The sequence below is a fragment of the Brevibacillus sp. BC25 genome (assembly GCF_000282075.1).
GTDB lineage: Bacteria > Bacillota > Bacilli > Brevibacillales > Brevibacillaceae > Brevibacillus.
Genome location: NZ_AKIX01000110.1, coordinates 69,692 through 81,555 on the forward strand (window position 1 = coordinate 69,692; position 11,864 = coordinate 81,555).

The window sequence follows — 11,864 nt, forward strand, 5'->3', positions numbered from 1 at the left end:
AGCAGACGTTTTGTTACAAAGTGGAGGAAGATATTTTTTTCGCCAAAATCGTCCAGCGAGTAGCTCCAACCGGTGTCCCTACAGGTTCAGCGAATGGATACCCTCCATGCTGCCAACGATCCATATCATAACCCTCGTCCGCTTGAATCGGCTCGAAGTCTTTCTTGTGGAATACATTCTCTTTGCTATAAGTGACGTGAAAGCCTGATCCTTCCAATAACAGCTCAAGCTCTGTAGGCAAAAGCAGTGCCATCTCGCGCTCTACACGATACCTCGGCTGCTCAATCTGATCAAGAAAAGTCTCATAAGTAAGCGTGTAGCGGAACTTTTGATCCAAGAGCGAGGTTTCACCCTCTACCTTTTGATATACCATACGGTCCGGGAAAACGAATTTGCGTTGCATCGTTGTCCATTGATTTTTTACTGGCGGCAAGAGTAAGTCAATTGCCAAGGTTCCGTCCTCCGTTATGTAATCGTGGATGACCGAAAGCAATTGACGTTGCTTGTCTCTACAGGTGGCCTGCTGAAAAATCCCTTCTGGGAGAAGCACATGCGTAAATTGCCGATCAAGCTCCAGCTCCCACATATTTTGTTCTACCAGCTCCAGCAGTTCTTCTTTCCCTTTTAACATGCGCCGTTTCTTTTTGGAGGCCATCTCCAGCATATCCGGGCTCCAATCGATCCCGCAGACTGACAAGTCATTCCGTGCCAGCTCAATGGCAATTCTCCCTGTTCCGACACCCAGCTCCAGTACGGAGACTGGTGATTGCTCCGCTTCTCGCAGCAACCAGTTTCGATAAAAAGCGATGCTGGCCTTCCCGGCAAATTGATCGTAATAGGTAGCTTCTACGCTTGTGTACTTCGTTTCAGGAAGCGGCAAGTGCCGACCTTCCTCGTTCATCCCACAATCGGTACACACAGAGCCTGCTAAATGAGGAAAAGGCACCCCGGGCGGGACGCCATTTTTCGTATCACCTAGCCACTCGTCGTAACGGAACTTGCATATTCTGCAACTGTAAATAGTCATAATGCTTTAGATACCTCCTGAAGATTGCTTGCTTCCCCCAGAACGCAAGAGAGGGAGCTTGATATGACTCGGATACTGGCTGTCATGATAGACACGTTGCGAGGCGATGAGCGTCTCGGTTTCCGTTGCCAGATCGTTGCCTGTATTCGGATTGGGGAATGAGAAGTTCTCGGCGCCAGAAGTAACCGAGACGCGAATGCAGTGACCTTTTCGGAAGACATTGGCGATCTTAGTCATGCGAATCTCATAGCATTCGATTTGCCCAGGAACAAGTAACTCGGGCTCTTCGAATGAGTGACGATAGCGTGCGCAAATAATCCCGTCCGATAGACGAATCGAATTGCCTTCCTCATCTACATCACACAGCCGGACCAGCCAATCTGTATCACGCGCTGAGCTGGATGCATAGATAACAGCTGAGATTTCTCCCGCGATGACGACTTCCTCTTCCAATGGCTCTGAGGTGTAGACAAGGACATCTGCCCGTTCTTCCACATCACGATAGTTTTCAGGAACGCTATTTTCATTCTCGGACAAATCCAGCAGATACGGTGTTGCGTCTAGCGGGTCATAGCCATATGTATCCACCGCCTGTTCACCTGGGATAGACAGGGTCAGTGTTCCATCTCCGCTGCTCGTATTGGCGTTTCCCCCACTGCTCAGATACAGATTCGTCAGCGTCGTCTCCTCTGGCGGCCAAGTCTGCGAGGTCTTCCATTCGTTTTCTCCCACCATGTAGTACTCAACACGCGGCTCTTGATCGACGCCATTTTCTATTCCTTTTAAATAGCGGTCAAACCAGCGGAGCTGTGTCACATCCAGATCGTAGCGGATTGCGTTGTTTCCAAAGGGCACATGATGGATTTCTCGTGTCGTATTCGCCTTGTGATACCACGGCCCCAAGATGAGTCTGGCATGCCCTGGCACATTTCGGGAGACAACTTCCCACGATTCGCTCGTCCCCATCCCGTTGTCGTCATACCAGCCGGATACGAGAAGTGCAGGTACGTTTACCTGATCGGCATGCCGTTTCCAGTCTGACATAGCCCAGAACTCGTCTCCGTCCGGATGTTCCATCCACTTTGTCCAAAACGGGATTTCTTTCCCCAGCACTTTTTGCGGGATTTCCTTAATCGGGCGCACCTTGATGACCTCACTCCAGTCATCCCGAGAGAGAGCCGCGACATTTCGACGCTTCTCTGCCATCATGAAAATCCATGACAAACCACCAAGAATCGTTCCCCCTTTGCGTGGGATGTCCACGTATGGTGTCCCTACTGTCACGTAGCTGAAAATTGCCTTCAGATGTGGATTTCCACTTGCGGCCGCAGCCCACTGCACATACCCGACATACGAGCCGCCGAGCATCCCGATGTTTCCATCCGACCACTTCTGGCTCGCGATCCAGTTGAGGCTGTCGTCTCCATCATTGCGCTCGTGAACGAGTGGAATCCACTCTCCCTCGGAATCTTCACGTCCCCGCGTATCCTGAACAACCAGCGCATATCCGCGAGCTACAAAGGGTAAACGGCGAAAAATGCCATCCATTCGTCCATATGGAGTGCGCATAAAAATAGTTGGAACTCGCTGTCCTTCCGTCAAACCTGCGGGTAGCCAAACCTCGGTCGCCAGACGAATGCCATCTCTCATCTCTATATCATGCCTACCCAAATGATGTACACCGTAGTTAACTTCGGACAGCTGAGGGTCCTGCCACATCCTGAGCGGCGTCAAATCCTCCCACCCTGTTTTAGCCAATACAACGCTATCGCCACGACCTGTCAGCACAAAAGCGATGACTTCGTTCTCACAAATGATCAAGTCAATTGGCTGCGCTGCTTCGCGCACCGCCCAGATCCACGCTTGCTTTTGCCCTGAGGGACCTGTTCCTTCGATGGACAGGTGGCGTTGGTAGTGCCCTCCACTTTCCGGAAACACGACTTGATCGCTCTCCCAGTCGATTTGCTCCCATTCGAGCAGCTTTTGTGCCAGGGTGAGGAGAGGCAACTCATAGGCTGCTTCCCGTTCAGCCAGTTGTGCAAACAGACCTTCAGCGGCACCACCCGTATCCCAACCTGTGCCCCGATGCCAAACTTCCCCATCCTCAAAGCGTATATCAGCTACCTTGATGCCGGATTGATAATAGCCAAATGAAGCTTGTTTGTGCCCAGTCTGTGCCATCCGTCATTCCTCCTGTTATCTGATCTACTTCCACACTTCCTGATACACTCTAAGGAAATTACCACCCAAGATTCCTTCGATTTCTGCATCCGTGTACCCGCGCTTCATCAGCTCACGCGTAATTTCCGGAAGTGACGCATGGCCTTTCACTACATCAAATGGCATTTCTTTTGTTTTGGCAATCTTGTCCAAGGGCAAATATTTCGTCAAATCATCGCACAGATCTAAGCCAATACCGATGTGCCTTGCACCGACAAGCTTTTTCATATAGTCAACATGATCAATCAGTCTCTCGATAGTTGCGTCAGCGCTGTTAGTGGCTGTGAACATGCTAAACGCATTCAGCCCGACAAGCCCATCCTTTTCCGCAATCGCTTTGATCTGCTCATCTGTCAAATTGCGCATCGCCGGCACGACTGTTCGGCTGTTGGAATGAGAAGCAATCACTGGCTTTCTAGCGATTTCCATCACGTCCCAGAACCCTTCGTCATTCAAATGGCTCACATCGATGACGATGCCCAGCTTTTCCGCTTCCTCGATGAGACGAACACCGAAATCGGTGATGCCCCCTTTTTTCCCTTCGCGCACCGGTGCAAAAAAGCTGCCATCCCCAACGAAGTTGCGCCGACTCCAAACCAGCCCCATCATCCGTACTCCGAGCTTATAAAAGACACGCAAGAGACTCAAGTCGTTATGTAGTGGCTCTGCCCCTTCCAACGACAGGATGAACGATACTTTTTGCTCTACTCTTGCCCGTTGCAAATCATCCAGATTTTTGGCGATGACGATATGCTCGGGAGACTCTGCCACCTCTGCGTGCAGAGCGCTGATCTGGTTGAGCGCCTTGCGCAGACTCATCTCTGGTACAAACGCATCCTCTACGAACACGGCTGCCACGATGGAATGCACGCCACCCTTCTGGAACCGTGGCAAATACTCCGTCTCGATCATTTTGGTTCGACCGTATCCACGCTGAATCTCCACATCCATCAGCAGATCAAAATGCCCATCTAGAACGTGAGCACCGTCATGAAATTTGCGCGCCTGTTCTCTCGTTACTTCCGTCATACGGGTCATCTCCCATCTTGTTCTATGGATTTTTCTTATCGAGATAGTTGTAAACCGTGAATTTGGATATATCCAACAAATCCGCGACGTATTGCACGGCTCCTTTGATCAAAAAGAGACCCATTTCATCCAGCTGGTGGATAAATTGAATTTTCTCTTCTTTTTGCATCAGGGCGATTGGTTTGCCTGTCCGTTTCAGGCAGTCCTCTATCATTTGCTCCATTAAAGTCCCGACAGTCGGAGCGAAGCTCTCTTCCGCTTTTTCTGCCTCACGCTTGTCTTGGATCACCATCATCGATTCGATGAATGATTGCGCCATTGCGAGATGAGTAATATCAAGATTGATGCACAGACTGCCAATGACTTCTCCTTGTTCATCCTTGATGTAAATGGAGCTCGATTTGATCTGTTTACCTTTGATGGTATCGTTGCGGTAGTTGAGGTCAAAAGCTTCTTCACTGACCTTCGCCGTACATAAAGCTTGCAGTGCCAGATTCGTTACCGGTGAACCGATCTTCCTGCCACTGACATGGCCGTTGGAAATAGCAATGATCGATGAGGAAATATCGCCTGTCAGATCATGTAACACCACTTCACAATGCTCGCCAAATGTACGTGCCAGTCCCTCTACTACCGGAATGTAGCTTGCTAATATCGGATGTACGTTTTTCATATTACCCCTCGTTCACTTCCACAATCATCTCAATTTCGATTGGGTTGTTAAACGGAAGAACAGATGTCCCAGCTGCTGCTCTCGCATGCTTGCCCACTTCACCAAAAATTTCGATGAGAAAATCAGAAGCCCCATTAATCACTCGCGGCTGCTCGTAGAAATCAGGGGCGCTGCTGACGAGTGCGAACAGCTTGACAATCCGTGTGATTCGATCCAAATCACCAATCTCGCTTTTCAAAATTGCTAGCAGATTAAGAACCGTGACCTTTGCAGCCTCATAGCCCTGCTCGATCGTCACATCCGCTCCCAGCCTACCCAGATACATCGGGCTCCCATTTACGTAGCACCCCGCACCAGATGTATAAATGACATTGCCAGTCTGTACACATGACACATAATTCGCCATGGTTGGAGGAACTGGCGGCAACTCATACCCTAACTCTTTTAATCGTTGTTCCACTTTGGACATAAGGCCATCACCTCATCATCAATTGCATACCTTTCTTTAAACATACTATTCTGCAAATTCATCTTCAACAATTTTTTGTATGATAAAAAATTATTTGAAAACCTTATGCCGTCCGCTTAACAAAAAAGGACGCCGACTAGGCATCCCCTCTTATGAAAATCAAAGATACTCAACTCGACCCTATCAGTTGACCCCACTCATTACCTTCTGGATAGATGGCTTCACACGGATCGCTTCCGAGTAGAAATACACATGTTTTTTGCCTGTAATGGGATGCGTCGTCACTTCTGTCTCTACTCCGAAAACATCCCGTATCAGATTGGGTGTCAAGACTTCCTCTGGCGTCCCCGATGTAACGATTTCCCCCTCACAGATCACGTACAGCCGATCACAGTACATCGCTGCGATATTGAGATCATGCAACGAGGACAAGACCGTAATCCCAAGATTTTTGACCAGATCCATCACCTGCAACTGGTATCGAACATCCAAATGATTCGTCGGTTCATCAAGGACAAGAAACTGGGCTTGCTGCACCAAAGCTCTGGCAATCAGTACTCGCTGTTTCTCCCCACCCGATAAACTGAAAAAACTGCGATCAGCGTATGTATGCATCCCTACCCGCTGAAGTGCTTCTTCACAAATTCGAACGTCTTCTGCGTTATCGGACTGAAACAGCCGTTTATGCGGAGCACGTCCCATATTCACGATTTCGGTTACCGAAAAATCGAATTCAACAGAGGTCTCCTGCCGTACTGCCGCCATGCGCTGAGCGTTTTGACGTGAGGTTAACTTATACACGTCATCGCCATCAAGTGAGATCCATCCCAAACGTGGCTTCAATACGCGATAAATGCTTTTTAGCAACGTGGACTTCCCGCTGCCATTCGGCCCGATCAGCCCCACAAACTCTCCGGAGCGTACCTCCAGACTGACGTTTCGAAGGATTCCCTTTTTCTCCAGTTCGACCGATATATTCTCGACCAACAAATTCATCGTCCGCTACCTCCAAAGGAATAAGAACTCCGCAACATCAACCAGATAAAGAATGGACCTCCACACAGCGCTGTCAAAATACCAATCGGCAGCTCTTCCGGTGCAAATGCGAGCCTGGCGACTACATCAACCCAGATGAGAAATATCGCGCCAAACAAAGCGCTGACAGGCAGGACACGTCTGTGATCTGATCCGACCATCACACGGACGATGTGGGGCATCATTAATCCAACAAAACCGATTGATCCCGCAATGGACACGATCACCCCCGTGAGCAGTGCAGTGATCACCAGGAGAAGCTTGCGGAATTGTACCGTATTAACCCCCAATGTCCCAGCTGACTCCTCGCCCATCAGCATCGCATTGAGCGAGCGGTATTGGGCCATTAAAATGATGAGACAGATGACGACAATCAATGTAGGGATCGTCAGGTACTCCCATTTCCCGCCTGCCAAACTACCACTTAACCAAAACAGGACCGTCCCAATTCCATGCTCATTCGGCGCTGAAAAAACAAGGAGACTGGTAATGGCCGACAAGATCGCAGATATCGCAATTCCAGCCATAAGCAGGCGTACCGTCGAGTTTTGTCCTCCAATACGGGATAGCGTAAAAATAAGAATGATTGACACAAGGGAGCCTGTAAAAGCGCCAAAAGATAGCGCATACTGCCCGTACATGCTGAATGCTCCGAATATAATCACCGAGGTAGCTCCAACCGAAGCACCTGAAGATACTCCTAACACATACGGGTCAGCCAGGGAGTTGCGAACCAACGACTGGATCGCTACTCCCACGACAGACAGACCTGCGCCGACGATCGCCCCCAAAAGTACACGCGGAAAGCGAATATCCCAAATAATCGTTTGCTCCCCTTTGGACCAATCCACCTCAATCCACTGGGTCAACATCGGAATTTTTGATAAGGCGATTTTCCATACCGTTGTCGGCTTAATCTCCACTGATCCCAAGGTAACTGCGAACGTAATGGAGAGGAAGAGTCCGACCAGTAGAGTAATGATGATATAAGGTAACTTGATCTGTTGCAGTGCTATTCCCTCCCTTAAAAGGGGCGTACTTTATTTGAATTTATCCGGGTAGAGTCCTTCCGCCAAAATTTTCAGCGCAATCGGTGCTCGAACGCCTTCAGAAGCCGCAGACAATGGCAATACCATTAGTTGTTGATTTTTAATCGCCGGGATATCCGCCAGTTCTTTTTTGGACAAAAGAAAATTACGTTTTTGCTCAACGGTTCTATCACCGTAGTCTACGATAATAATTACGTCTGGATTGCGACTCACTACTTGTTCCCAACTAACCTCTGCCCAACCCTTTTGAATGTCATCAAAAATGTTCTTACCGCCAGCAGTCTTGATTAAGGACGTCATGTAGTTGTTGGCTGCTGTGAATGGTTTATCTTCCCCGTTGTCGTACACGAACACCTTAAGTGGCTCGTCCACCTTGCCAATTTTACTAAGCGTTTGGTCCATTTCACTCTTCATTTTGTTGATCAAATCATTGGCTTTGTCTTCCACACGGAAAATGCGTCCAATATTCGTAATGTCTGCAAACACATCGTCGATTGTCGGTCCAGGAATGCTAGATGACGCTTGCAGGTAAGATTTGATGCCGAGCTTTTCCAAATCCTGCATCGATCCTACACCTTTTTCTCCGAATCCACTTTTCCATCCGGCGTACACGAAGTCTGGGTTCGCTGCCATCAACACTTCTTTGGTTGGATACTTATCAGACAGTACCGGAATCTTGTCGTAATCTGCTTTTAACTCTGGAAGGATTTCATCGTCTAGGTAAGCGGTTCCGACCATTTTATCAGCAAGGCCCAATGTCAGCATAATTTCGGTGACGTGTTGGTTCAATGTCACGGCACGCTCAGGTGCTGTTGGATAGGTCATTTCGATACCATTATTGGTGAGTGTTACTGGCTTGCCTTCTGCTGCTGGAGCAGCTGTTTGTTCTATTTTGGCTGGAGCTTGTGTTGTCGTAGTGGAGCCGCATGCCGAAACCAAAAGCATGGCAGCTGTCATGATACCGAAAGCTAGTCCTTTCATTACTGTATGTGATTTGTTTGCCTTAAACACCTGAAATCCCCTTTTCTGTATGTATATGATGGGTTGAACGAAATCCTCTACAAAAAAAGCACCCCCCATTTCAATCGGGAGGTGCATGACAAACGTAGATGTAGCTATAAGCAGGCACAAAGTGCCCTTTCATAGACTGCTTCCACATCTGCCCCATCCTCGTGGGTCGATTGTAAATGATCGCATGGCAGGTCTCCTGGCTTACGGATCAACACACCCAGCTACCTTCCCATTTTTCGTCTCGCAAAAAACAGTGGCTACACGCTAGGCGCTCCTCGTTACAGTGGCGGGACCGCGCCGGCTTCTCACCGGACTTCCCTTTTAAGCTGACGGCATATGCCATCCAGCACCATTCGATACGTATTCAATTTTTACGATTTATTCATTAGTTGATAGAAGTCAGTTTTTTCGGGAACTGCGTGAGAATTTCAACGCCCGTTTCCGTAACCAATACATCGTCTTCAATCCGCACTCCGCCTACACCTGGCAGATAGATGCCTGGCTCGATCGTAAAGACCATCCCTGGACGAAGCACTTCTTGGTTCTGGCTGTGAACAGATGGATATTCATGTACATCCATCCCAAGTCCATGCCCCAGACGGTGCATGAAGTATTCTCCGTAGCCTTTTGCAGTGATGACATCGCGAGCAGTTTTATCCAAATGCGCAAAGGTCACACCCGGACGAATCTCAGCAATTGCCGCTTCGTTGGCAGCCAATACCGTCTCGTAAATTTCTTGTAGCTGGGCACTGATCTCTCCTACAGCAAAGGTACGAGTAATATCGGATACATATCCGTTCGCTGCTACCCCGATATCAAACAAAAGCAAGTCGCCTTCTTGGACCTGGCGCGTTCCTGGTTTCCCGTGTGGCAGTGCCGACTTCTCCCCTGCCAATACCATGGATGTAAAGGATGGACCTTCCGCACCCAAGCGCTTCATCTGGAATTCCAGCTCAGCTACGATTTCCGTCTCGGTCATACCTGTCTTGACTTTTTTCAGGGTCTCCCGCAAGGAATCTTCGACCAACTGAACAGCATGCTTCAGACGATCCACTTCATCCGCGGATTTGATCAAACGCATTTCACGAAGTGGCTCTTCCACGTCCACATAGCTCGACGCCAGAACAACTTGTCCAAGTGCTTCATAGCGCTCGACAGTCATATGACTTTTCTCAATACCGAGCTTCGTCAAGTTCGCTGGCAATACTTGCTTGAGGATTTCATACGGGTTTTGGATATCCGTATGTGTATGGATATCTTGAACGAACGAAGCCTCTGCCGCTGCCTCACGATCAAGAGCAGGTACAATTAAAGAAGGTTTGCCCTCAGCAGGAATAACGAGACCCATAAAACGTTCATGCGGGTCTGTAAAAAATCCGGTCAAATAGTAGACGTGCTTGGGAGAGGTAATCAACACCGCGTTCAGCTCTTGCTCTGTCAAAAACGTGTGGAGCTTCGAAATGCGCTCTTGAAACAACTTCTTCACCCTGCTTTCACCAATTATTCTATTGCGAGAATACCACTTCCCCATCAAAAAAAGAAGACTTCAATTGAAAAATCTACATCGTATCGGACAACCTAAGGGTGGGGTGAAAACGAAAATGGAACAAATACTCGTTCATCAGGATGGCAAGCAGTTTGCTTTTCACATATCGGGAAAAGGCAAGCCGTTATTGTGTATCCATGCGCCATGTATCGGCTCTCTCAATTTTGTTTATCAGCAAACACTCGCAGATACATATCAGCTCATTGTCCCTGATTTGCCCGGACACGGCGACAGTTCACCGATGGAGAAGCCCTTTTCCATTGGTGAGCTGGCAGAACAGCTCCATAAGCTGATCCCGTCGCTCGGCATTGAACGTCCCTTTATTTTGGGGTACTCCCAAGGTGCTTCTATCGCCCTTGAATATTGTCTTCGATTTCCTGATCATGCACAAGGCGGTATACTCGTGAGCGGTTTTTCCGAAGTGAATGACCTGTATTTACATGGACGGTTTTGGATGGGGCAGGCGTTGTCGATGCTTCACGGAGTTCCTCTTCTTGCCCGTTCGATTGCTTCCTCACATGTCAATGACCCAGAAATGCGTGAAAAATGGACGGCTCACGCCTCCAAAACTGATCCCACTAACCTGAAATACCTTTACGCTGCCGGACATCATTATCGATGTACGGAGCGTCTGGGCAACATCCAGCTCCCGATTTTACTTGCCTATGGCGAACAAGATCAACGGATGCACCATTATGCGCAGATGCTTACCATGAAATTACCAAAAGCAAAACTCGAGATGATTCCTAACGTGAAGCATCAGGTCATCACAAAAGCTGCTCCTGCTTTCAATCAGTTGTGCCGCACCTTCATAGAAGAAGGGTAAAACAAGAAAAGACAGAAGGCCGGGCACCTCCACCCCCTTCTGTCTTTTTGCGATTGGACTAGCTCTTCATCCGCGGGTCTAGTGCATCGCGCAAGCCGTCCCCGATTAAGTTAAAGCCGAGAACTGTCAGCATGATAGAGAGCCCCGGAAAAATAACAGTCCATGGTGCTTTCTGAATGTACTGACGTGAATCAGCAAGCATTTTTCCCCATTCCGGTTCTGGCGCTTGTGCTCCCAGTCCGAGAAAGCCAAGTGCAGCTGCTTCGATAATCGCTGTGGCGATCCCCATCGTCCCAGTCACAATGATTGGTGCAAGGCTGTTCGGCAAAATATGCTGCATGATAATCCGGGAATTTTTCATCCCGATTGCCCGTGCGGCCATGACGAATTCTTCTTCCTTCAAGCTCAATACGCGGGCACGTACCAAGCGACCAAATGTCGGAATGTTAATAATCGCAATCGCAATCAAGGCGTTTTGCAAAGAAGGCCCCAAGATGGCAACAACGGCAATCGCCAAAAGAATACTCGGAAAGGCAAGCATAATATCAAAGAGACGCGAAATGATCGTATCGATCCATCTGCCATAATATCCTGCCAAAAGACCGAGCAAGGTCCCTGCGAGAACGGAGCCAATGACGGAGAACGTCCCTACCCACAAGGAGATTTGTGCCCCATAAATAACGCGACTAAACACATCGCGCCCATTGTAATCTGTTCCAAACCAATGCTCTTCGGAAGGTGGCTTGTTTTTCATTACGAGCTGGCCTTCGTCGTACGGATACGGAGCGATCCATGGAGCTAAAACCGCCACAACAATGAAAAACAAAATAATCCCGAAGCCCACCAGCGCCAGCTTGTTTTTTCGTAGCGTCCTCCATGCATCCTTCCAAGGAGAGACTACTTCTTCTTGCTTCACTTTTAAAGGTACTACCTGTGCTTGTGGTTGTAATTGTGGTTGTGCCATCTCTCTTCGTCCCTC

Annotated in this window: 11 protein-coding genes and 1 riboswitch; of the genes, 1 reads left to right on the forward strand and 10 read right to left on the reverse strand. The window is 48.7% G+C overall.

Annotation, left to right across the window (positions count from 1 at the left end; genetic code table 11):
* Positions 1–13: 13 nt before the first annotated feature.
* The 9 genes from PMI05_RS24490 to PMI05_RS24530 all read right to left on the reverse strand — a co-directional run bounded on the left by PMI05_RS24490 (position 14) and on the right by PMI05_RS24530 (position 9,990).
* A complete protein-coding gene (locus PMI05_RS24490) occupies positions 14–1,027 on the reverse strand; it encodes a methyltransferase domain-containing protein (protein ID WP_007727704.1) in 1,014 nt (337 codons plus the stop codon).
* Positions 1,028–1,033: 6 nt separating this feature from the next.
* On the reverse strand, positions 1,034–3,208 hold the full coding sequence (locus tag PMI05_RS24495; RefSeq protein WP_007727708.1) for a CocE/NonD family hydrolase: 2,175 nt from the start codon (positions 3,206–3,208) through the stop codon (positions 1,034–1,036).
* Positions 3,209–3,232: 24 nt separating this feature from the next.
* Positions 3,233–4,276: a dipeptidase gene (locus tag PMI05_RS24500; protein ID WP_007727709.1), complete on the reverse strand. Its 1,044-nt coding sequence runs from the start codon at positions 4,274–4,276 to the stop codon at positions 3,233–3,235.
* Between the two features lie 22 nt (positions 4,277–4,298).
* Positions 4,299–4,949: a transcriptional regulator gene (locus PMI05_RS24505; RefSeq protein WP_007727712.1), complete on the reverse strand. Its 651-nt coding sequence runs from the start codon at positions 4,947–4,949 to the stop codon at positions 4,299–4,301.
* 1 nt (position 4,950) lies between these two features.
* Entirely contained in the window at positions 4,951–5,418 is a 468-nt protein-coding gene (locus PMI05_RS24510; RefSeq protein WP_007727714.1) for a RidA family protein, read from the reverse strand.
* Between the two features lie 183 nt (positions 5,419–5,601).
* Positions 5,602–6,414: an ABC transporter ATP-binding protein gene (locus PMI05_RS24515; RefSeq protein ID WP_007727716.1), complete on the reverse strand. Its 813-nt coding sequence runs from the start codon at positions 6,412–6,414 to the stop codon at positions 5,602–5,604.
* On the reverse strand, positions 6,411–7,424 hold the full coding sequence (locus PMI05_RS24520) for an iron ABC transporter permease (RefSeq protein ID WP_039961300.1): 1,014 nt from the start codon (positions 7,422–7,424) through the stop codon (positions 6,411–6,413). Before PMI05_RS24520 ends, PMI05_RS24515 begins: the two co-directional genes overlap by 4 nt.
* Positions 7,425–7,493: 69 nt before the next feature.
* On the reverse strand, positions 7,494–8,513 hold the full coding sequence (locus PMI05_RS24525; protein WP_193375279.1) for an ABC transporter substrate-binding protein: 1,020 nt from the start codon (positions 8,511–8,513) through the stop codon (positions 7,494–7,496).
* Positions 8,514–8,681: 168 nt separating this feature from the next.
* Positions 8,682–8,882, reverse strand: a riboswitch (cobalamin riboswitch).
* 16 nt (positions 8,883–8,898) lie between these two features.
* Positions 8,899–9,990: a Xaa-Pro peptidase family protein gene (locus PMI05_RS24530; RefSeq protein ID WP_007727724.1), complete on the reverse strand. Its 1,092-nt coding sequence runs from the start codon at positions 9,988–9,990 to the stop codon at positions 8,899–8,901.
* A 124-nt stretch (positions 9,991–10,114) separates the two neighbouring features.
* Here PMI05_RS24530 and PMI05_RS24535 point away from each other — a divergent pair, with 124 nt between their 5' ends.
* Positions 10,115–10,885 carry an alpha/beta fold hydrolase gene (locus PMI05_RS24535; RefSeq protein WP_039961325.1) on the forward strand — a complete coding sequence of 257 codons (771 nt, stop codon included), beginning with the start codon at positions 10,115–10,117 and terminating at the stop codon, positions 10,883–10,885.
* Between the two features lie 58 nt (positions 10,886–10,943).
* Here the strand turns inward: PMI05_RS24535 and PMI05_RS24540 are convergent, their stop codons facing one another.
* A complete protein-coding gene (locus PMI05_RS24540; RefSeq protein WP_007727729.1) occupies positions 10,944–11,849 on the reverse strand; it encodes an ABC transporter permease in 906 nt (301 codons plus the stop codon).
* Positions 11,850–11,864 lie beyond the last annotated feature (15 nt).

Excerpts from the sequence above, each read along its gene's own strand:
- PMI05_RS24490 (WP_007727704.1), bottom strand. The coding sequence starts at position 1,027 with ATGACTATTTACAGTTGCAGAATATGCAAGTTCCGTTACGACGAGTGG.
- PMI05_RS24495 (WP_007727708.1), bottom strand. The coding sequence starts at position 3,208 with ATGGCACAGACTGGGCACAAACAAGCTTCATTTGGCTATTATCAATCC.
- PMI05_RS24500 (WP_007727709.1), bottom strand. The coding sequence starts at position 4,276 with ATGACGGAAGTAACGAGAGAACAGGCGCGCAAATTTCATGACGGTGCT.
- PMI05_RS24505 (WP_007727712.1), bottom strand. The coding sequence starts at position 4,949 with ATGAAAAACGTACATCCGATATTAGCAAGCTACATTCCGGTAGTAGAG.
- PMI05_RS24510 (WP_007727714.1), bottom strand. The coding sequence starts at position 5,418 with ATGTCCAAAGTGGAACAACGATTAAAAGAGTTAGGGTATGAGTTGCCG.
- PMI05_RS24515 (WP_007727716.1), bottom strand. The coding sequence starts at position 6,414 with ATGAATTTGTTGGTCGAGAATATATCGGTCGAACTGGAGAAAAAGGGA.
- PMI05_RS24535 (WP_039961325.1), top strand. The coding sequence starts at position 10,115 with ATGGAACAAATACTCGTTCATCAGGATGGCAAGCAGTTTGCTTTTCAC.
- PMI05_RS24540 (WP_007727729.1), bottom strand. The coding sequence starts at position 11,849 with ATGGCACAACCACAATTACAACCACAAGCACAGGTAGTACCTTTAAAA.